The sequence below is a fragment of the Mycobacterium interjectum genome, from assembly GCF_900078675.2.
Taxonomy (GTDB): domain Bacteria; phylum Actinomycetota; class Actinomycetes; order Mycobacteriales; family Mycobacteriaceae; genus Mycobacterium; species Mycobacterium interjectum.
In genome coordinates this window covers 2,605,768-2,626,785 of record NZ_LT546237.1, presented here as the reverse complement: position 1 = coordinate 2,626,785, position 21,018 = coordinate 2,605,768, and the positions used below count along the sequence as shown (strand labels likewise).

Below are 21,018 nucleotides of genomic sequence, written 5' to 3'. Positions count from 1 at the left end.
GTTCCAGAGCTACCCGCTGCTACCTCTTGCGTCGGTCATGGGCGAATCCCCGCACGACATAGGAGCGGACGAAGTCGGCCACCGCGACGTCGTTAGCGTCGTGGTAGGGCGACGGGGTTGTGAACAACGAGAACAAGATTCGCGCAAACCACTCCGATGCCGACCGAATGTCGAGATCGCTGCGCACCTCACCGGTCAGCCTCGCCGCCGAAATGTACGGCGCGAGAAATTCGCCACATTCGCGGAGCAGGGTCGACGCATTCTTCGTCAGCATCAGGTCGACTTGTTCTTGGTCGAAATACAACTCGGATTCCACTAGTCGGCGGGCCTGGGTGACGAAGACGCCTGCCCGGGCCAGTTTGTCCTCGAGGGTGCTGCCGCCGTCGCGCTCGATTGCCCTGGCCAGCTTGCGGTAGAAGCCCTGCGACGCCGCCTCCGCGCAGGCCTCGACAACTGTTTCCTTGTCTCGGAAGTACTCGTAGAACGTGCTCCGGGACACCTCCGCGGCCCGGGCGATGTCGACGATCGTCGTCTTTCGCAGCCCGTGCGTTCGGAAGCACGTGAAGGCGGCAGAGATGAGCACCGCGCGGGTGTCCACGGCGGTCGCACGGGTCATCAGGCTCCCTTGCATCGGCGAACTCAGCGATCCGGCGCGAGAATGAGACCGCTCGTCGGAACGCCCGTGCCGGACGTGACAAGCACATGTTCGACGTTGTCGACCTGGTTGTAAGAGGTGCCGCGCACCTGACGGACGCCCTCGGTGATGCCGTTCATGCCGTGGATGTAGGCCTCGCCGAGCAGCCCGCCGTTGGTGTTGATCGGCATGCGGCCCCCGAGCGACAACTCATCGACTGAGACGAAGTCCTTGGCCTCCCCTCGATCGCAGAAGCCCAGTTCCTCTAGTTGGGTAAAGACGAACGGCGTGAAGTGGTCATAGAGGAAAGCTGTCGAAATGTCCTGGGGCTTAAGACCGGAATCGCGCCATAGCTTGTCACCGACGACACCCATTTCGGGCAGCCCCGTGATCTCCTCGCGGTAGTAACTCGTCATCACCTCGCCGTCGTGGGCGGCGCCCTGTGCGGCGGCGGTGATGACGGCGGGCGGCTTGGCGAGGTCTCGCGCGCGCTCGACGCTCGTCACCACCAACGCAACCCCGCCGTCGCTCTCCTGACAGCAGTCGAGCAGCCGCAGCACCGGCTCGATGATCCATCGCGAATGCTGGTGCTGCTCAAGGGTTATCGGCTTGCCATAGAACCAAGCGTCGGGATTCTTCGCGGCGTGCCTGCGGTCGATGACGGAGATCTTGCCGAAATCGGCGTTGGTAACGCCGTATGTCGTCATGTAGCGCTGAGCGTGCAACGCGACCCAGGCGGCCGGCGTCATGAACCCGAACGGCGCATAGGGCGCCATCCATAGTGGTGTCACGCCCGGCTGGCGGCCGGCGCCGCCGAAGCGAAACCCAGAGCGCTCGTTGAATGCGCGGTAACACACCACCGCGTTAGCCGCGCCCGTCGCGACCGCCATTGCGGCCTGCATGACGGTTCCCGCGGCCGCCCCGCCACCGTGTGGAACGCGGGTGAAATACGTCAAGTCCCGGATGCCGACATTGCGGGCGACCTCGATCTCCTCGTTGTCGTCGACGCTGAAGGTGACCATGCCGTCGATGTCGGCGGGCCGCATGCCGGCGTCGCGGATCGCGGCGATGACTGCCTCACAGGCCAGTCGCATCTCACTGCGGCCCGATTCCTTGGAGAACTCGGTCTGGCCGATCCCGACGAGCGCCGTCTTGCCGCCGATGCCGTCGCTCATGCCTTGACACCTTGGAGGAGGCTGAGCACTGCGGTCCCGGAGACGTGGTCGCCGAGGCTGTTGGTGCCCTTGAAGGTGACCTCGACGAGTCCTTCGCCGTCGGTCGATGATTTGTCGGTGACGGACCCGGTGAACCGCATCGGATCGTTCGGGTAGGCCGGTACGCCCAGGCGGATGGACAGCTTCTTGATCATCGCCTCGGGGCCCGCCCAGTCGTGTAGGAATTTCACGCAGAGCCCGTTTGTCGTCAGGATGTTCATGAAAATGTCTTTGGATCCTTGGGAGTTGGCGAAGTCGCGGTCGTGGTGTACGGGCATGTAGTCGCGCGATGCGATGGCGCCGGCGACGATCAGCGTGGTGGTCACCGGAACGTCCATCGGGGTGACTTCGTCGCCGACATTGATGGAGTTCCATGCCAGTGTGGTGGTGCGGTCGACGGTGGAGGTCATTTGTTTCCTTCCGGATATGCGGCGCCGAGGCGGGCGAGTTGTTGGGAGGCCGAGCCCAGCGAAAGCTCGATCTGCTTGGCCCACAGGAAATACCGGTGGAGCGGATAGGTGACGTCGATGCCCATGCCGCCGTGGACTTGCTGGGCGGACGCGACGACGCGTGCGCCGGCCTCAGCCGCCCAGAACTTGGCGATGGCCGCTTCGCGACCGGCGGGCCGGCCCTCGGAGATTAGCCAGGCCGCATGCCAGGTGGTCCAGCGGATCGCCTCGACATCGATGAAGGCGTCGGCCAGCCTTTGCTGCACTGCCTGGAACGAGCCGATCGGCCTGCCGAACTGCTCGCGTTGGGTGGTGTAGGAAGCGGCGATCCCCAGCGCTCGTTCGGCTACGCCGACTTGGAGCGCGCACAGCCCGACGAGCGCCCTGGTGTACAGCGAGCCGACGGCGTCCTCAGCACCGCTGCCGTTCAGTCGGTGACCTAGCGCGCCGGCGAATTCGACGTCGGCGTAGGGCTCGCCGTTGGTGGTGCTTACCGGGTTGACGACGACGCCGTCCGCTGTGGTGTCGATGACGAACAGGCGGGGGCCGTCGTCCGTCTGGGCCGAAACGACGATGGCGTCGGCGAGCTGCGCGGCGGGCACGAGTTCCTTGCTACCGTCCAGGATCCAGCTGTCGCCGGCGGCGCGCGCGCTGGTGCGCGGCGCGGTCGGGTCGGAGTTGCCCGGTTCGGCGAGTGCGGCGGTCAGGATCGTCTCGCCGGTCGCCACCGTTGGCAGGTATCGCTGCTGAATAGCGGAATTGCCGTGTCGCGCAATCGTGTCCGCGCCGAGTAAGAGCGTCGCGTAGACGGGGACGGGCGCGACACTCCACCCGACCTCGGCGAGTAGGACACCGAGCTCGAGGAATCCGCCCCCGCTGCCGCCGACAGACTCGGGCAGCGCGATGCCCAGCAAGTCCGACGAAGCAAGTTCGCGCCACAACGCTTGGTCGTGGCGAACACTGCCGGATTTCAGGCCCGATTCCAGGTCGGTGAGAACTTCGGGGGTGGCGCGGTGCTCGAAGAGTTGGCGCGCCACCTTGCCGACGGTCTCTTGTTCCTCGGTGAAGGAAAAGTCCATGCTCGGTTGATACCTCGTTGGTCAGCGCGCGGGCCGGAACTGGTGCAGCACCAGCTCGTCCCCGCTCGGGATGGCTTCGAACTTCTCGTAGAAGACCTCGACGCGCAGGCCGACCTCGATGGCCGCGGGCTCGATATCGCACAGATTCGACACGATGCGAACTCCTTCGTCGAGCTCGACCAGTGCCACCACGTACGGGTACTGGAGGAACGGCAGCGGGGGGTACTGCGGCATCACCCAGCTGTAAACCGTGCCGCGCCCGGTCGATTCGACGGAATCCCAGTTGAGGGACTGACAGTTCCCGCACATCGGACGGGGAGGCACCCGCAATGTCTTGCAGTCGGTGCACCGCTGGATCAGCAGCTTACGGTCCTTGAGGCCCGACCAGAAGAATTCGGTGTCGGGGCTGATCGACGGAGCAAGTCGGGTGGCCATCAGTCCCCAGCCGTTCCGGCGGGGGCCCCACCCGTCTTGAATCGCAGCGTCCGGAACCGCTGGCGACCAACCACTTCACCGTTCTGGTCTCGGTAGGTCGTGATCCAGGTGACGAAGTAGCCGTTACCCATCGCCGTCTTCTTCTCGTCGGAAATCGTCTCGAACACCGTTTCGGCGGTGATGTCGTCACCGACCCGCGGGTATCGCTCGATCTCGAACTCGGAGTTGGTGGCGACGGTGCCGGTGTAGCCGGCATCGGTGAGGAACTGCAGCGGGTTTTCGCCCTTCAGTTCCACGGGGACCCCACCGCGCTCGTGGATCCCGACGAGCTTAGGCGGCGCCATTGTCCAGGCCTGCAGCATGACGGGGGGTGAGACGAGGCCGCCATAACGGGAGGAAGAGGCGAATTCCGGATCCAGATAGGCGGGGTTCATGTCGTCTAACGCGTACGCCCAGTGCCGGATCATTGCGGCATTCACCGGATCTGGCGCCTTAGTTGGTTGCCCGGAACTGATGGGTTTGCCGATGAGCGCGTCGAGGCGCTCGCGAAGTTCGTCCTTCGTTGTGTCGGTCACTGGTTGTCGACCTTCCTTTCAGGATGCGCTGGCCCGCATGTCCCGCGGTGCGCGCGGCATCCCGAGACCGGCCATGGCGATGATGTCGCGTTGGAGTTCGTTGGCCCCGCCGCCGAATGTGTTGATGACCGCCATGCGGTACGCGCTCTCCAGCTCGCCCTTGAGTGGAGCCGCCGAGCCCTTACGCACACCGGCTTGCCCCACCACTTCGAGCAGTTCGCGGGCGACCTGCTGGGTGAGCTCGGTGCCGAATACCTTTGCCGCCGACGCCTCGCCCATCCCGAGTGCGCCAGAGCTCATCGTTGAGTTCACCCGCAGGTTCAGCAGCCGGTAGGCGGCAACTTGTGCTTCCACCCGGGCCAGGGCCTGCTGCACCCAGGGTTGGTCGATGACCATGCCGTCGTCGAGCGGTGTTGTCGATGCCCATGTGAGCGTCTTGCTGAAGAGCGGTTCGAGGGCACCGAGGTTACCCAGCGCGGCGCGTTCCAGGTTGAGCTGGTTGGTCACGAGCGTCCATCCCTGGTTCTCGCCCAGCACGATGGCGCTCTCGGGTACCCGGACGTCGTCGTAGAACGTGTAGTAGGTGGACACGCCCGGCATGGTGTGCAGCGGCTTCCAGGAGAACCCTGGCGAGGTCGTCGGCACAATGAATAGGGTGATTCCCTTGTGCTTTTTGGCATTCGGGTCAGTGCGCGCTGCCAGCCAGATGTAGTCGGCGAACTCGGCGCCGCTGGTGAACATCTTCGAACCGTTGATGACGAAATCGTCGCCGTCGCGTACGGCCGTGGTGCGCAGCGATGCGAGGTCGCTGCCGGCACCCGGCTCGGAATAGCCGATCGCGAATTCGATGGCGCCCTTGAGAATCGGGGGGAGAAACTTGGTCTTCTGCTCCTCGGTGCCGTACTGAATGAGCGTGGGGCCCACGGTGTTAAGGGTGATCATCGGCAACGGGGCGTTCACCTTGCGCGCTTCTTCGGAGAAGATGTACTGCTCGAGCGCGGTCAACCCGCCGCCGCCGTACTCGACCGGCCAGGCGACGCCGAGCAGTCCGGCCTCGCCGAGCGCGCGCCTGCACTCGCTGATGGCCGCGCCGCCCTCGGTGAGGTTGGCAACGGCCGCGCGGCGTTCCGGGGTCATCACCGCCTCGAGGCGTGTCCGATAGTCCTTGCGAAGCTGTTCCTGCTCAGGCGTGTAGTCGAAATTCATCAGTTGGCTGCTCCGAGTCGGATCGGCATGCGTTTTACACCGGGCACCATGGTGGCGCGTAGCCGTGACACGTCGCCGGTGAGCTCGATCGTCGGGAAGGCGCCCAGCAGCACCTCGAACATCACCCTGGCCTCCAGCCGGGCAAGCTGCGCGCCGAGGCAGGCGTGCTCGCCGGCCCCAAACGCGATGTGCGGATTCGGGTTGCGGGTGATATCGAACTCTTCGCTGGTGGGCCCGAATATTTCTTCGTCACGGTTGGCGGAGCCGTAAAGCATGACGACGGTGTCGCCGGCCTTGATCTGCTGGCCGCGGATCTCGACGTCCTGGGTTGCCTGGCGGGCCATGTGCGTGACGGGGCTGGTGAATCGCAGCATCTCTTCGACCGCACTGGGTAGCAGCGAGGGCTTCGAGCGCAGCAGCGCGAATTGCTCAGGGTGGTCGATCAGCGCCAACGTGCCCAGTGCGATGAGGTTGCGGGTGGTTTCGTTGCCGGCGACCAACAGCAGGAAGGAGAAGTTGAGCAGGTCCGCGTCGGTGAGTCGCTCCCCGTCGACCTCGGCCGCGGCCAGGATGCTCAGCAGGTCGTCCTGCCCGCTGACCTCGCCGGAGCGCCGTGTGGCAATGAGCTTGGTGAAGTATTCGTACAGCTCACCGAGTGCGACCACCGAGTCGAGTTCGATGTCCGGGTCGGCGGTGCCCACCGCCGCGTCCGACCATGCGCGGAACTGCTCCCAGTCTTCGGGCGGGGCCCCAAGCATCTCGGCGATCATCCGAGTAGGCAGCGGCGCGGCGATTTCCTCGGCGAATTCGTATTCCCGTGACGGGTCCACCCCGCCGACGATTCCTTTCACGATCTCGCGCACCTTGGGCTCTAGCAACTGCACCTGACGGCGGGTGAAACCCGAGTTGATGAGCTTGCGAAGCTGCCGGTGTCGCGGGGGATCGGTAAAGATCAGGTTCCCCTCCTGAACGGGTTCCGGCTGGGCGGGATCGGGGATCGAAATGCCGCGCGTCGACGAGAAGGTCAGCGGGTGGCCCGAAACATAGCGGATGTCTTCATACTTCAACAGCGCCCAAAAGTTGGTGACGTCGTTCCATACGACAGGAGTCGTGTTTCGCAGCTCCCGGTAGGTCGGGTACGGATCACCCGCGTAGAAGTCGGGTGAGTGCAAGGGGACAGTCGTAGTGGGCACCGCAGGCCTTCCTCAACGCTGAGAGCTGGTCGGACAGATTTAAAAAGAATGTCCGTTTCCAAGGTGTCTACCGTAGACCAGACTCCCGTGTCAATCGCGGCCCAGATACCGCAAAATCACCGTTAATTGCCGATTGACGAGCCTCAACGGCTTGTGTACACAGAGCCAAAGTATGTAAGTTCTCGTTAGGGGCGCCGTGTATTGCGCCTGCGAGCAGGCAGTCAGGAAGGCAGACAGGTGATGGCTGGATCTCGGTCGCTTCTCAACGCTTGCGGTCACTACATCGACGGGCAATGGGCCGACCCGGACAGCGGGCGTTACGACGTGATCAACCCGGCGACCGAGGCGGTGATCGGAACGGCGCCCGATGCCAGCGTGGCGCAGGTCGGGCAGGCGGTCGCTGCGGCGAGATCCGCCTTCGACGCGGGTCCGTGGCCGGCGGTCACACCCGGCGAACGCGCCCGATGCCTGCAGCAGCTCAGCGACGCGTTGCTGGCCAGGGGCGAAGAGATGTATGCCCTGGCGCAAGCCGAGTGGGGTTGCTCAGCAAACGAGCGGCTGATTCACGTGGACGGTCCGGTGTTCATGGTCGGTCACGCCGCCGAGCTTGCCGAGGAGCCCGCCGAGGCGCCGTTAGATGCGTGGGGCGCCGCGGGCACCACGCTGTTGCGCTATGAACCGCTCGGTGTGGTGGCGGCCATGACGCCGTGGAACTTTCCGCACACGCTCAACGTGATGAAGCTGGGAGCGGCGCTGGCGGCCGGAAATACGCTCGTGCTCAAGCCGTCGCCACTGACACCGCTGGCGGGGCTCGCCCTTGCCCGAATCATCGACGAGGACACCGACATCCCGCCGGGTGTGGTCAACGTGGTCACACCGACCAGCGTCGCGGCCAGCAGGAGCCTGACGCTGGATCCCAGGGTCGACATGGTGAGCTTCACCGGCAGCTCGGCCGTCGGCCGAGATGTGATGGCGGGCGCGGCGAGCACGATGAAGCGCGTTCTACTGGAATGCGGCGGCAAGTCGGCGACCATACTGCTGCCCGACGTCGATCTCAGCGACGAATTGTTGGAGCGGCTGTTGTTCGAGGGATGCACGATGCATGCCGGTCAGGCCTGCATCCTCAACAGCAGGCTGCTGCTGCCGGACACGATTCACGACGAGGTGGTGAACCGGCTCGCCGAACTGGCCCGTGGAGTCGTGGTCGGCGATCCCGTCGATCCCGCGGTCACGATGGGCCCGTTGATTAGCCGTGAGCATCTCGACCGCGTCGAGGGATTCGTCAAACGTGCCGAAGCCGACGGCGCAACCGTGGTGGTGGGGGGAGCCCGGCCCAAGGATTTGAGTAGCGGCTTTTACTTCGAGCCAACGATTCTCACCGAGGTGACCGCCGACTCCTACATCGCCCAGGAGGAGGTGTTCGGGCCCGTCTTGACGGTCTTGCGGTACCGCGACGATGACGACGCGGTGGCCATCGCGAACAACTCGGCCTACGGGCTTGGCGGTGCGGTGTGGGGAACCGACGTCGGGCGCGCCGTGGATATCGCCCGCCGGATCCGGACCGGACAGGTGTCGATCAATGGCACCATTCCCGGAGACGCACCGTTCGGTGGGTTCAAGCAGAGCGGCATTGGTCGCGAGGGCGGTGTACTGGGATTGCGGGCCTACATGGAGCCGAAGGCCATCGGGATCCCCGCGTGAACCGGCCTCTGTCGGGATTGCGCGTCGTCGAGCTGGCCTCCGAGATCGCGGGGCCCTACTGCACGAAGCTGCTTGTGGACCTGGGCGCAGATGTGTGTAAGGTCGAGTCGCCTTCGGGTGATCCGTTGCGCCGTTGGGGGCCCTTCCCCTCAGCGCGTCCGGATCCGGAGCGAAGCGGGCTTTTCGAGTATTTGAACGCGGGAAAACACGGTGCGACAATCGATTTCGGTCAGGAAAGCGGCCTCGCGACCTTCCACGAATTGATCTCGAAGGCCGATGTACTGGTCGAAGACTTGCCTGCAGGCGCGCCTGACCGCCTGGAGTGGGGCTTGGACGTGGCGACACTTGGCCAAATCAATCCGAACCTCGTCGTCGTCCGCATCTCGAGCTTCGGCCAGGAGGGGCCGCTGCGCGACCGGGTGATGACTTCGTTGACAATGCAGGCGGCCGCGGGCTGGGTCAATGTGCGCGATCCCGGGCGGGCGCCGGTCCAGGGGGGTGCCCGGATCCCGGAGTACATTACGGGCGGATATGCGGCCCTGGGTGCGCTGACGGCGCTGCGAATCGTCGCGGCCGGGGCCAACCGACCAGTCGAGGTGGACGTTTCGGCGTTCGAGGCGCTGCTGTCGACGCTGCCCTACCCGATGCTGATGGCGGCGCGCCTGAAGAGCCTTGGCCTGCCGACGAATTCCAAAGCCGCGCCGATGCTGGGTATCGTGCGTGCCGCCGATGGTTGGATCGGGATCAACTGTTTGACCGGCCAGCACTGGCTGGACGTGTGCGCCATGGTCGGGTTGCCCGAATTCGGCGAGCATCAGCTCGCGATCATGCTTGGCGGCCCCGAGCGCGACGAGTTTTTCGCCAAGGCCCAGCCCTTCCTCGATTCGATGTCCGTTGCCGACCTGGTCGAATTGAGTCAGGCCATGCGCATACCCGCGGCGCCGGTCACCCAAGGCGACACGATCCTGAGCTGTCCGCAGTACGCCGAGCGAGGATTTTTCATCGAGGCGGCACCTGACGGATGGCGATTCACCCGACCGGGAGCGCCTTTCCGCTTCTCGAGGACACCGGTCCCGCCGCCATTGCCCGCTCCCTCCCTCCGAACCGCTGCGGCGCCCGCGTGGAGCGAACACCGCGCACGCCGCCAGGGGAACGACCTCCTCGACGTCTCGCTGCCGTTTGCCGGATTGAAGGTGTTCGACTTGAGCACCTTCTGGGCGGGTGCATACCTGACGTGCTATCTCGGCGCGTTCGGGGCCGACGTGGTCAAGGTCGAATCCATTCAGCGCCCCGACGGGCACCGCTACTCTGGCTCGCTGTTGCGTGAGGGCGATGACTGGTACGAGCGTGGGCCCCTGTGGCAGGGGACCAATCTCAACAAGCGGGACGTCACCCTGGACCTCACCTCTGCCGCCGGTCTCGAACTGGCGCGGCGGCTCGCCGCTGAAGCCGACGTGGTGGTGGAGAACTTCTCCCCGCGCGTGGTCGAGCAGTTCGGTCTGGACTACGACTCCCTCGTGAACATCAATCCCGACGTCATCATGGTGCGGATGCCCGGGTTCGGCTTGGAGGGGCCGTGGCGCGACTACGTCGGCTGGGCGCTGAACATCGAACAGGTGGCGGGCATGTCGGCCGCGACCGGTTACGCCGACGGACCACCGTGCAATCTGCAGGGCCCCGCGGACCCGATTGCGGGGGTACACGCATGCATCGCGCTGCTGGCTGCGCTCGAGCACAGGCGGTCTACCGGTGAGGGGCAGCTCATCGAGGTCGCGCAGATCGAAGTCGGTGCGGCGGTGACCGCCGAACCCGTCATCGAATACTCGCTGACTGGTACCGTGCGGCCACGCGAGGGAAATCGCCACCGCGAATACGCCCAGGGCGTCTACCCAACCAGCATCCCCGACGAGTGGGTCGCGCTGTCGGTGCGCGACGATGCTGACTGGCTTTCCGTACTCGACGTCATCGACCGCGCCGACCTGCGCGACGACGCGAGGTTCGCGACCGCAGCGGCCCGCCGGGAAAACCATGATCAATTCGACGAGATACTTGCCAGTTGGACGTGCAGGCAACCCGCGGACGAGCTGGTGGCAACGCTGGGCCAGCATGGCGTGCCCGCCGAGCGACTACTCGCGGCCGACCAGATGTATGACGTCGAGCAGCTCGAGGCGCGCGGCTTTTATCAAGATCTCAACCATTCGATCACTGGGCGGCAGAGGTTTCCGGGCTGGCCGTTTCGCATTTCGCCGGGTCCCGCGCATCATCACAGAACGGCGGCCCCGACCCTCGGGCAGCACAACGCCGAGGTGCTGGGGACACTCGGACTTTCCGATGCGGAGATTGCCACGCTGCGTGAACAACGAGTCATTGGGAACCGTGTGCTGAACGCGTAGCGGTCTTGCTTATTCTCGTTAATCAGGCGTCGACCATCGCGGCGATCGTGTCGACGACACACGCCGGCCGGTCGCTTCCCTCGACTTCGACGGTGACGCGCACTGTGGCCCGGCCTCCGCTCTCGTTGCGCTCCACTTTCAATAGCTCGGCGCCCGCCCTGATGCGGGAGTCGACCGGTACCGGTGCGGGGAACCGCAGCTTATCGACGCCGTAATTCACCTGCATCGCCAATCCGGTCACCCGGTAAATCTGTTGCACCAGAATGGGTACCAGCGACAAGGTCAAATACCCGTGTGCGATGGTCCGGCCATAGGGGCCGGTGGCAGCCTTCTCCTGGTCGACATGAATCCACTGATGATCTCCGGTCGCCTCGGCGAACAGGTCGATCTCCTTCTGTGTGACCCGGCGCCAGTCGCTGTAGCCGAGATGCTCGCCGACGTGGGCCTCGAAGCCGGCGATCCCGTCGTACACCTTCGGGGAAGTGGGCGCCTGGATCATGCGGGGACGTTGAGTTTCAACTGCTCAATAGCGTTGCCGCCCATAATTTTTGCCTTGGTCGATTCCGAGATGCCGTCCAGCCGGTCGACGAAGCTCAGGGGGTCCCCGATGCCCTCGGGGTGAGGGAAATCGGAGCCGAACATCACGTGGTCCTCGCCCATGATGTCGACGATTCCCTTGACGTCGTCTTCGAGGAACGGGTGGATGTAAATATTGCGCTTGAACACCTCGACGGGATGCTCCTCGAACTCCTTGGGCATGATCTTGTAGGCGGTGTTGAGCTGCTCGAGCAGGTTGCGTACCCAGCCGCTGCCGTTCTCGACGCACAATATTTTCAGATCTGGGAAGCGCGAGAGCGCGCCGTGGCAGATCATCGCGGCCAGGGTGTCCTCGATGGCGCGGTGGCCCATCACGACCTCCCGTAGCGCACTCGGCTTGAAGGACAGGTACTCGTCGCCGCCCTCCCACTCCATGAGGTGCTTCTGATAGCCGCTGTCCGAGGCATGCATGGTGACTGGCATGCCGGCGTTGACGACCTCTTCCCAGAACGGGTCGAATTCGGGCAGGCCCATGGAGCGCGAACCGCCGAAGCGGCTGGGCACGGGTGCGGGCCGGACCAGGAACGTCTTCATGCCGCGTTCGAGGCCCCAGTGGAACTCTCTGATGGCTTCGTCCACCAGCGGCAAGCAGATGACGGGCGTCGGGAAGATCCGGTCGTGGTAGTTGAATGTCCAGTGCTCGTGCATCCACTCGTTGAGCGCGTGGATGATCGCGTGGGTGAGTATGACGTCGTCGGTGGTGCGTTCTTCGATGAGGCTGGCGAGGGTCGGGTACATTACGCACTGGTCGATGCCCAGTTCGTCCATCAGCTCTAGGCGGGGTGCGGGCGCCTGGTAGGCGGGGATGACATTCATTGCCTCGCCGATGAACTCGCGGAAGTTGAGGCCTTCGGGATTGTTGCCCAGGAAGTAGTCCTCGGCGCTGCCCGGCCTGGCCACCCGCTCAAATGTCGGATTGGGGATCATGTGGCTGATGTGGTCCTTGACGACCAGTTTGGGCCGGCCGTTGACCTCGACGTAACCGACCTTTCCGCGGTGCTCCTTCGGCAGGTACTTGGTCAGTGCGTCCGTCGTCTCGTACATGTGGTTGTCGATGTCGAAAACCGGGTACGGCAATGAACGGGAAGACATGGGACTTTCCTCCTGCGCAGCGAATATGATCATTTACGCTATTTGAGAATGACGTTATCACCCTCGTCCCGCAACATCCAGGTCGGGTGACGCTATCGGTCAGGCCAACGCATTCCACGCGTCGACAACCGCACTGGACGGGGTCACGGTCGCGAGCAGGGACAGGGTGTTGTCGATGATCGAATCCGCGTACTCCCGCGGGTATCCACTCACCGCGTCCCGCGGTAGAACGAACTGGTAGCCACGGTTCACGGCGTCCATCACGAAGTTTGTAATCGCGACGTTGACCGAAACGCCCACCCCCACAACCGTCTTGATGCCCAGGTTGCGCAGCACAGAGTCGAGATCGGTGCCGCACATCGGGCCGACGCCGTGGGTGCGAGTGAGAACGATGTCGGTATCGAGTGGGCCCAACTCCGGCAGTACTGACGCCCCCGCGCTACCGGGCGTGAGGTCGACGCTGAAGGATTTGCCCGCCGCGAACAACCGGGCGTTCGTGTTGGAACCGCGACCGTCGGCGCGCCGTTGGACCAGGCAGTGCACGACCGTGACACCGGCCGTCCTGGCCGCGTCGAGCAGTTTGGCGATGTTGGGAATGGCCTCGCGCCGGGCCTCTTCGGCGAGCAAGGGGAGGCCAGCCTGCGGTCCGATCACGCCGCCCTGACACTCTTGGGTCACGAGCGCGGTGGTGGCGGGATCAAGCAGGTCCTGGAGGCTTGGATGTGGCATGAGAACAAACGTTATCGTGTGCGGAAATGCTCGTTTGTGAGGAGGTCAGGTGGAGGCTTGGGAGCTTGAGGTACGGGAGTCGGTGCGGCAGACGCTAGCCGACTACACCGCGGCCACCGATCGATTCGATCTCCCCGCGCTCGCGTCGTGCTTTGGCGAGGAGGGCGTATTGGAGTTCACCGGAGGTGTCGAACCGCTGACGGGGGCCGCGGCAATCGAGGCCGGCCTCGGCGCGGTGACCCGGCCTTCGGATTCGGGGCAAGCGGCGGGGCGCAGCCTGACTCACGTCCGCCACCACGTCTCCAGCATCCGGTTCGGATCGGTGGCCCGCGACAGGGTCGAGGTCAGCAGTTACTTCGCCGTCCACACTGACATCGGGCTCGACCACTGGGGCCGCTACCGGGATGTACTGATCCCGGTCAACGGTCGGTGGCTGTTCGCCCATCGCCGGATCAGCGTGGACGCGTTCGCGGCCGATAGCCTGATGGCCTGAGCGTGCCTCATGCCGTGATGAACTCCTCGGCGAAAGCACGGGAACGGTCGATGAGTTCGGCTCGGTCGGCGCCCTGCGGAGCGATGGTGAGCCAGGTGACCCCCGCCGCCTCGAGTCGTGCGATGGTCGCGTGACGTTCGTCGGCCGATCTGCTGTCGTCCAAGAGGCTTCCCGCCGAGAAGCAGATGTCCAGCGGTGCGGTGCGGCCGACTTCGGCCGCGTGTTGCTTGGCCCAGTCGATGGCGAGCTCCAACTCGTCGATCGTCGAGATCTCCGCGGTACGCGACGCCGCGGCGTAGCCGAAGGTATTGAACGGCGCCCACCCCTGGGCGCGCGATACCGCCCGGCGTACCGCAGGCTTGCTGTTGCCGCCGACCCACACCGGTGGCGGAGTGGCGGGCAGTGGCCGCAGCCGCACACCGCGGGCGGCGAACGACGACCCTTCATAGGCGATATCCGCACCGGTGAGCACTTTGTCCAAGACGTCGAGTGCCTCGTCGAGCAGGGCGCCGCGGCTGTCGAAATCGATTCCGAGGGCTCTGAATTCGGGCTTGAGATAACCCGCAGCGGTACCGAGGATGAGTCGCCCCTTCGACAGCGCGGCGAGGCTTTGAATCGACTTGGCACCGAGAAAGGGGTTGCGGTAAGCGGCGATGTAGACATTGGTCAGCAACTTGACGTCGGTCGTCGCGGCGGCGGCGAACGCCAACGCGACGAACGGATCAAGGGCGTGGTGGCCGCCGTGGTCGAGCCACTTCGCGTCGGGGGCGGGGTGGTCGGTGACGTGGACTGCGCCGAATCCGCTCGCCTCGGCCACTCGCGCGATGTCGGCAATCGCGTCGGCGGTCACGAACTCGTCGACCGCCTCGACGCGTTGGGTGGGCAGTTCGAGGGAGAAGCAAACGGTCACGAGGGTCCTTTCATGGGGAAACGAGTGTGGCCAGGCGTTGGGCGTGGTAGTCGGGGTCGCCGAAGGTCAACTCGGTGGTCTTGGCGCGACGGACGAACAGGTGGGCATCGTGTTCCCAGGTGAAGCCGATGCCGCCGTGGATGCGCATGTTGTCGAGCGCAACCTGGAGGAAGGCTTCCGAACAGACCATTTTCGCGACCGATGCGGCGGTCGGCAGGTCATCGGTGTGGGCCACCTCGGCCGCATGCGACACGGCCGAACGTGCACCCTCAACCTGGACCAACATGTCCGCGCAGCGGTGCTTGATCGCTTGGAAACTGCCGATTGGCCGACCGAACTGAATTCGATGCTTGGCGTAGTCGACGGCCATGTCGAGGCAGCGTTGCGCAGCGCCGAGCTGTTCGGCCGTCAGCGTGACAATGGCGAGGTCCGACGTGCGCGCCAAGAAGTCGGCAGCACCGCCGTCGGCTCCGATCAACGTTGCTGGCGCCCCGGTGAACTCCAACCGGGCCAGCTTGCGGGTCCGGTCGAGGCCGGCCAGCGGTGCGCGGCGAACCCCGTCTGCCCCGGCGCGGATCGCCAGTAACGAAATGCCGGCGTCAGTGCCGGCCGCGATAAGGACGACGTCCGCGGTGTGACCATCGATCACGAGCGGCGCCTCACCGTGGACCCGATAGGCGGCGCCATGGCGCTCGGCCTTAAGTGTCACGGCGGCGGGGTCCCAGGCGTCCAGGCGGCCGTTGAGTATCAGCGTCGCGGTGGCAGAGCCGTCAACGAGCCCGGGGAGGAACTCTTCCGCCGCCGCGTCATCGCCGCTGGCGAGAATGGCTTGGGCCGCCAGCGCCACGGTGGCGAAAAACGGGGAGCACAGCAGCGCGCGTCCCATTTCCTCGAAGACCACCGCCAGTTCGGCCATACCAGCACCCGCCCCGCCCCACCGCTCGGGGACGCCGATGCCGTGCAGACCCAACTCTCCGGCCATCTGGTGCCACGACGCCTCGTCGTACCCGGTGTCCGTCGCCATCAGCTTACGCACCGTCTCGCTGGGCGATGTGGCAGTCAGGTAGTCGCGAACGACGCTGCGCAGCTCGTCGAGCTCACTCGTAGGCACGCGCGGCCTCCGGACTCGGTCGCGCCGCGGAATCAGGGCGAATCCACATGCTCATTGCCGTCCGCCGATCCCGTTGTCCGCCAGCAATTGTGAACGTGACATGTCTCCTCTGTGCGGTCGCGGCAGAGCCGTCGCCGCGTACTCCTCAGGCGCCTCGACCATCCAGCCCGGGATGGCCATTGCCGCATCAGGATAGTATGTTTTCTGGAAATAGAGAATTTGCATTCTCGCTAAAGGAGCGACGCGGTGACGACGAAACTCGACTACGGCATCTTTGACTGCGACACCCACTGCTACGAGACGCGGGACGCTTTCACTCGTTATCTGCCGGAAGAGTTCAGGGACCGGGCGATCACCACCGTGCGCGGGGCGGACGGCGTAGAAGTGATCCTCGCGGGGCATCGCGTCGCCACCTTCAACAGCGAGGGGGGTCTGGGTCTCGATGTCGCTTACCGGCCCGGCTCGCTCAAGGAGATGCTCAAGCAGATGGGATCGGGCAATCCTGAGGAGTCCTACGAGCCGCAGCCCATGCAACCGGAATTCATCGAGCGTGGCGCACGGCTGGCCGTCATGGCGGACCAGAACATCGAGCGGATGGTCATCTATCCAAGCGGTATGGCGCTGGCCGCCGAACACTATGTCGATGACACGGCAGCACTGTATGCGAATCTGCGCTCGTTCAACCGATGGTTTGATGAGGAGTGGGGTTTCAACTACGAAGACAAGATCTATGCCACGGCGCTGATGTCATTGCGCGACTTGGATTCTGCGATCGCAGAAACGGAAGCGATCATCGCGCAGGGCGCAAAGTTTGTGCTGCTGCCAACTGGGCCGGCCTACGGCCGATCACCCGGCGACCCGTACTTCGACCCCGTTTACGCACGCTTGCAGGAGGCCGGCTGCATCCTGGTGTTCCACATCATGCCGTTCTGGTACTTCGATGCGATCTCGCCCGCGTGGGGACAGAACCCCGACCCTGCCTCGTGGCACATGTCGGCATGGCAGTGGATGAACATCTACGGGCAGCGACCGATCGAGGAGACGTTGTCCGCACTCATCTTCGACAACCTCTTTGGCCGCTTCCCGGGTCTGAACGTCCTCGTCGCCGAGCACGGCGCGGAATGGGTGCCGTTCTTCGTCAGACACATGGACAAGAGCCGCGGCATGGGCCGCAACGGCCCATGGATCGGCGGGAAGTTGACGGAGCGGCCGTCGTCGATCTTTCGCCGTCATGTCCGAGTCGTGCCATACCCCGAGGACGACATCCCCGCGGTCGTCGCGGGCCTGGGGTACGACGACTGCCTGGTGATGGGCTCGGATTACCCGCACGCCGAAGGCCTGGCTGTGCCGGCGGAGTTCGCCAAGTTGCTCGATCCGCTCGACGACGCCGCCAAGCGGCGAATCATGCGCGACAACGCCGACCAGCTGCTCTCCCGGAGTTAGCAGCGGGATGGCAGACCAGGACTCAGCCGCGGTCGACCTCGAGCTCTTGCGAGCGTCGGCGCGGGAGTTCCTGGCCGAACGCGGGGAGAAGGGTACGGTCAAGGACCTTGCGGCGATGGACTGGACTGGGCTGCTTGTCGATGAGGTGCTGGGCGGTGCCGGCTGGCGTCCGGTCGAGGCGTGCGTCGTGGCCGAAGAGCTCGGGCGGGCACAGGACGGGTCTGCGTGGTTCGGAACCACGCTGGGCGCCGCGGCGCTCGCCTCCGCGCCCGAGGAAGTCAGGGAACAATTGCTGCCCGGCTTGCTCGACGGCACCGTGACGGCGGGCTTCGCCGTTCTTGATCAGACCGCACGCGTCATCCGCGGCGATCAGGTCGACATAGTGCTCATATTGGGCCGCAACGGAATTCACTTGTTGTGCGAGGTGGATCGCGACCGGTTCGAGCTGGACGCGGATCTGCTCGACGTCACCAGAACGGTATGGCGTACCGACGTCACAGACGCGCCCAGCGCCCTGATCGGATCTCCCGAGCGGGCCGACGAGTTGATCGCGATGGCCCGGCTACTTGTTGCCGCCGACTCCGTGGGCGCGGTGTCGATGACCCTCGAACGGCTGACGGCGTACCTCAAGGAGCGCGTCGCGTTCGGGGCGCCGATTGCGAGCTTTCAAGCGATTCAGCACCGGCTCGTGGAGCTACTTGTCTTCGAGGTCAAAGCGCGCGCCGTCGTCATGAGGGCGGCGAGGGGAATCGCTTCCGCCGAGGAAAGGGCGACCGCGCTGACGGCGGCGGCGCACGCGTTCGTCGCGGCGAAAGCCGCCGCCGCCGTCGACGAGTGCATGCAACTGTCCGGCGGCATCGGCTTCACCTGGGAGTACCCGCTGCACCACGAGCTGCGTCGTGTCTTCGCCAACGGTCACCTCATAGGCACGGCGCGGTCCAGTCGGGCGCTGCTGGCGGAGGTGTCGGGCTGGTGAGCGTGTTCGGGAACCGGCCCACCGCGGCGCAGCTGGCCGACTTCAGGCAGCGGGTCAGGGCATACATCGCCGATCACGCACCGCCGATCGAAGCGCGCGAAGGCCACCGAGCGCCCGAGACCGCCGACCAGGAAGCTCAGCTGCGCACGTGGTTCGCCGGCCTATTCGAGGCGGGGCTCATCGGTGCCGATTGGCCGGTCGAATACGGCGGACGCGACGACCACCACCCGTTGCACGATCGCATCGTGAGCGAGGAGATTCTGCGCGCCCGCGCACCACGGCCCATCGACCAGGTCAACCTGGCCGCACACGTCTTGTTGCACTTCGGTTCCGAAGAGCAGAAGCGAACACTGCTGCCACCCATCCGCCGCAGCGAGCATGTCTGGTGCCAACTACTGAGTGAACCCGATGCGGGTAGCGACATCGCCGCAGTGCGCAGCCGCGGCGCGCGGCAAGACGATGGGAGCTGGCGCATCGACGGGCAGAAGATCTGGATCACCGACGGGCATTGGGCGGACATGGGCCTCGCCCTGATCCGCACCGATCCGACTTCATTACGCCACCACGGCCTGTCGGTCTTTGCCGTGCCGCTCTCGGCGGACGGTGTCGAGGTTCGTCCGATCCGCACGATCGGTGACGCGATCGAGGTCAATGAAGTCTTCCTGACCGGAGTCCGGCTTGATGCGGAGAGCCTGATCGGCGAGGTGGGCCAAGGCTGGTCGATCATCATGGCGGGTTTGGACTTTGAACGATTCGGCATCGGCGGCAACGTGATCTTGCTCGAACTGTTGATCGACGATTTGGTCACCGTGGCCGGCCACGCGCATGTGGACGGCGCACCCGCGCTGGAGTCGGGCGACATCCGCCAACAGGTGGCCGAGTTGGCCGTCGAGGTCGAAGTGGCCAAGGCGTTCATCGACGACCACGTGGAGCGGCTGACAACGGGCGATGAACAGCCCGGAGACGGCTCGATCGCCAAGTTGAGCTTTGCCGAGACCTATCACCGTGTCGCGGCATATGGCGCGGAGCTGGCGGCGTCTGCGACAGTCGCCGCAGACGATGATCTGCGGCAGGCCAAAGAACGGCTGCGTGAATGCTGGCTATGGTCGCGGGCCTACACGATATCGGGTGGCAGCTCGGAAATGATGCGCAACATCCTTGCCAAGCGCCGGCTGCACTTGCCGAGCCGATGACCACGCACCCCGCCGCGCAGACCTACTGGTCGCTGATCGAGGCCGCAGCCGAAGCGCACCCCGACAGGGTGGTCCTCGCCGACGACTATGGGCGCAGGCTGTCCAGCGCACAGCTGTGCGGATCCGCGCTGACGTGTGCAGCGGCGCTGGCCGAGCGCGGGATCGGCGCGGGCACGGTGGTGTCGTGGCAGCTGCCGACCACGCTGGAGACGATGGTCGTCATGGTCGCGCTGACCCGTCTTGGTGCGGTCCAGAACCCGGTGCTGACGATATGGCGGGAGAGCGAACTGCGCTTTGTGACAACGCAACTCGAGACCGACGTCATTGTCGTGCCGGGATTGTGGCGCAACTTCGACCACACCTCGCTCGCGCACCGTCTCGCCGACGAGAGGCCGATGTCTGTCGTGGTCATCGACCACAACGCGCCCATCACCGACGCACTTCGACTGCCTGCCGGTGATCCGGCGGCGCTGCCTGCACCACCGAAATCTGGCGAGGACGCACGCTGGATCTACTATTCGTCGGGGACGACGGCGGCCCCGAAGGGCGCGCGGCACTGCGACCGCTCGGTCATCGCCGGCTCGGAGGGCGTCGTCGGCATCGTCGGCGCGTCCAGTAGCGACGTCAACCCGATCGCGTTTCCGGTTTCGCACATCGGGGGAGCTGCCATGCTCGCCGCGGCTCTCCGTACCGGCATGCGGCTGGTGCTGTTCGACGCCTTCGATCCCGTCGAGACCCCGATCGCGATCGCGGCGCACCGCCCGACGCTGCTGGGCAGCGCGACCCCGTTCTTCGTCGCCTTCATGGCGGCGCAGGCCAAGCATGGCGACGAACCGCTCTATCCCAGCCTGCGCGGCTGCGTCGGCGGCGGCGCGCCGATCACTGCAGAGTTGGGTAACCAAGTGCGGCAAATTTTTTCAGTCGACGGTGTGGCCAATTCGTGGGGACTGACCGAATTTCCGGTCGCTACTTCTCAAGCACCGGACGGCCCTCCGGAGCTGCTGGACCACACCGTCGGCAAGCCGGTGCCAGGCGTTGCGGTGCGAGTCGTCGACGCATCCGAGCGGCAGGTCGCGCCCGGCGAGGAGGGGGAGCTGCGGCTCAAGGGGCCGCAATGCTTCCTCGGCTACGTCGATGCTTCCTTGGATGCCGATGCGTTCGACGCCGACGGGTGGTTCCGCACAGGCGATCTGGGTCGCATCGACGGCGACGGCAACGTCATCGTCACCGGGCGCATCAAGGATGCGATCATCCGCAACGCCGAGAACATCTCGGCACTCGAGATCGAGGGTGTGCTGGCGAGCCACCCGGCGGTGGCCGACGTCGTCGTCATCGGTGTTCCCGATGAGCGGACCGGCGAGCGCGTGTGCGCCGTCGTCGTCGCCCGTCCGGGCGCGTCGGTGACGCTGTCGTCGGTTTTCGAACATTGTCAAGCTCGAGGGCTGAGCAAGCAGAAAACGCCCGAACGGCTCGAAATCGTGGATGCGCTGCCTCGCAACCTCACCGGCAAGGTGCTCAAGGCCGAACTACGCGCCCAGTTCGTGAGTCGGTGATTCTGACTGAGCATCAGTACAGAAAGGACGTGAAACTTGCGT

General features: G+C 65.1%; 20 protein-coding genes. 7 read left to right on the top strand and 13 right to left on the bottom strand.

The annotated features are described in order from the left end of the window. Window positions 1-19: 19 nt before the first annotated feature. The 8 genes from BN4348_RS46955 to BN4348_RS46920 are packed head-to-tail and all read right to left on the bottom strand — an operon-like array spanning window position 20 to window position 6,764. Complete coding sequence (locus BN4348_RS46955; protein ID WP_066914561.1) at window positions 20-616, bottom strand: TetR/AcrR family transcriptional regulator; 597 nt, start codon at window positions 614-616, stop codon at window positions 20-22. A gap of 23 nt (window positions 617-639) precedes the next feature. After that, window positions 640-1,809 (bottom strand): lipid-transfer protein, encoded by a 1,170-nt coding sequence (locus BN4348_RS46950; RefSeq protein WP_066914560.1) that lies wholly within the window; start codon window positions 1,807-1,809, stop codon window positions 640-642. Further along, on the bottom strand, window positions 1,806-2,258 hold the full coding sequence (locus BN4348_RS46945; protein WP_066914559.1) for a MaoC family dehydratase: 453 nt from the start codon (window positions 2,256-2,258) through the stop codon (window positions 1,806-1,808). Before BN4348_RS46945 ends, BN4348_RS46950 begins: the two co-directional genes overlap by 4 nt. Next, a complete protein-coding gene (locus BN4348_RS46940) occupies window positions 2,255-3,376 on the bottom strand; it encodes an acyl-CoA dehydrogenase family protein (protein WP_066914558.1) in 1,122 nt (373 codons plus the stop codon). Before BN4348_RS46940 ends, BN4348_RS46945 begins: the two co-directional genes overlap by 4 nt. 21 nt (window positions 3,377-3,397) lie before the next feature. Beyond that, window positions 3,398-3,811, bottom strand: a complete 414-nt coding sequence (locus tag BN4348_RS46935) for a Zn-ribbon domain-containing OB-fold protein (RefSeq protein WP_066914557.1) — start codon at window positions 3,809-3,811, stop codon at window positions 3,398-3,400. After that, window positions 3,811-4,386 carry an FAS1-like dehydratase domain-containing protein gene (locus BN4348_RS46930; RefSeq protein ID WP_066914556.1) on the bottom strand — a complete coding sequence of 192 codons (576 nt, stop codon included), beginning with the start codon at window positions 4,384-4,386 and terminating at the stop codon, window positions 3,811-3,813. Before BN4348_RS46930 ends, BN4348_RS46935 begins: the two co-directional genes overlap by 1 nt. An 18-nt stretch (window positions 4,387-4,404) precedes the next feature. Next, window positions 4,405-5,592, bottom strand: a complete 1,188-nt coding sequence (locus tag BN4348_RS46925) for an acyl-CoA dehydrogenase family protein (protein WP_066914555.1) — start codon at window positions 5,590-5,592, stop codon at window positions 4,405-4,407. Next, complete coding sequence (locus tag BN4348_RS46920) at window positions 5,592-6,764, bottom strand: cytochrome P450 (protein ID WP_066914554.1); 1,173 nt, start codon at window positions 6,762-6,764, stop codon at window positions 5,592-5,594. The genes BN4348_RS46925 and BN4348_RS46920 overlap by 1 nt, the downstream gene beginning before the upstream one ends. 261 nt (window positions 6,765-7,025) lie before the next feature. Between BN4348_RS46920 and BN4348_RS46915 the strand changes: the two genes are divergently transcribed. Beyond that, window positions 7,026-8,486, top strand: coding sequence for an aldehyde dehydrogenase family protein (locus tag BN4348_RS46915; protein WP_066914622.1), 1,461 nt, complete (start codon window positions 7,026-7,028; stop codon window positions 8,484-8,486). Next, window positions 8,483-10,879 carry a CaiB/BaiF CoA transferase family protein gene (locus BN4348_RS46910; RefSeq protein WP_066914553.1) on the top strand — a complete coding sequence of 799 codons (2,397 nt, stop codon included), beginning with the start codon at window positions 8,483-8,485 and terminating at the stop codon, window positions 10,877-10,879. Before BN4348_RS46915 ends, BN4348_RS46910 begins: the two co-directional genes overlap by 4 nt. 22 nt (window positions 10,880-10,901) lie before the next feature. Here BN4348_RS46910 and BN4348_RS46905 read toward each other — a convergent pair whose 3' ends face one another. The 3 genes from BN4348_RS46905 to BN4348_RS46895 form a co-directional block, all read right to left on the bottom strand. Further along, window positions 10,902-11,378, bottom strand: coding sequence for a MaoC family dehydratase (locus tag BN4348_RS46905; protein WP_066914552.1), 477 nt, complete (start codon window positions 11,376-11,378; stop codon window positions 10,902-10,904). Next, window positions 11,375-12,568 (bottom strand): amidohydrolase family protein, encoded by a 1,194-nt coding sequence (locus BN4348_RS46900; RefSeq protein WP_066914551.1) that lies wholly within the window; start codon window positions 12,566-12,568, stop codon window positions 11,375-11,377. Before BN4348_RS46900 ends, BN4348_RS46905 begins: the two co-directional genes overlap by 4 nt. Window positions 12,569-12,667: 99 nt before the next feature. Beyond that, entirely contained in the window at window positions 12,668-13,297 is a 630-nt protein-coding gene (locus tag BN4348_RS46895) for a cysteine hydrolase (protein WP_066914550.1), read from the bottom strand. Window positions 13,298-13,346: 49 nt separating this feature from the next. Here BN4348_RS46895 and BN4348_RS46890 point away from each other — a divergent pair, with 49 nt between their 5' ends. Continuing rightward, window positions 13,347-13,790 carry a nuclear transport factor 2 family protein gene (locus BN4348_RS46890; RefSeq protein WP_066914549.1) on the top strand — a complete coding sequence of 148 codons (444 nt, stop codon included), beginning with the start codon at window positions 13,347-13,349 and terminating at the stop codon, window positions 13,788-13,790. A gap of 7 nt (window positions 13,791-13,797) precedes the next feature. On the opposite strand, the gene BN4348_RS46885 is transcribed toward BN4348_RS46890, so the two are convergent. Further along, the gene (locus tag BN4348_RS46885; protein WP_066914548.1) at window positions 13,798-14,700 is read right to left on the bottom strand and encodes a TIGR03619 family F420-dependent LLM class oxidoreductase; all 903 of its coding nucleotides are present in this window, start codon (window positions 14,698-14,700) and stop codon (window positions 13,798-13,800) included. Window positions 14,701-14,710: 10 nt separating this feature from the next. Further along, window positions 14,711-15,811, bottom strand: coding sequence for an acyl-CoA dehydrogenase family protein (locus tag BN4348_RS46880; RefSeq protein ID WP_066914547.1), 1,101 nt, complete (start codon window positions 15,809-15,811; stop codon window positions 14,711-14,713). Window positions 15,812-16,057: 246 nt separating this feature from the next. On the opposite strand from BN4348_RS46880, the gene BN4348_RS46875 reads away from it, so the two are divergent. Genes BN4348_RS46875 through BN4348_RS46860 form a run of 4 tightly spaced genes read left to right on the top strand, consistent with a single transcriptional unit; the run spans window position 16,058 to window position 20,976 of the window. Further along, window positions 16,058-17,254 (top strand): amidohydrolase family protein, encoded by a 1,197-nt coding sequence (locus BN4348_RS46875; protein ID WP_066914546.1) that lies wholly within the window; start codon window positions 16,058-16,060, stop codon window positions 17,252-17,254. Between the two features lie 7 nt (window positions 17,255-17,261). Then, a complete protein-coding gene (locus BN4348_RS46870; protein WP_066914545.1) occupies window positions 17,262-18,230 on the top strand; it encodes an acyl-CoA dehydrogenase family protein in 969 nt (322 codons plus the stop codon). Continuing rightward, window positions 18,227-19,423, top strand: coding sequence for an acyl-CoA dehydrogenase family protein (locus BN4348_RS46865; RefSeq protein ID WP_066914544.1), 1,197 nt, complete (start codon window positions 18,227-18,229; stop codon window positions 19,421-19,423). Before BN4348_RS46870 ends, BN4348_RS46865 begins: the two co-directional genes overlap by 4 nt. Next, entirely contained in the window at window positions 19,420-20,976 is a 1,557-nt protein-coding gene (locus tag BN4348_RS46860; RefSeq protein ID WP_066914543.1) for a class I adenylate-forming enzyme family protein, read from the top strand. The genes BN4348_RS46865 and BN4348_RS46860 overlap by 4 nt, the downstream gene beginning before the upstream one ends. Window positions 20,977-21,018 lie beyond the last annotated feature (42 nt).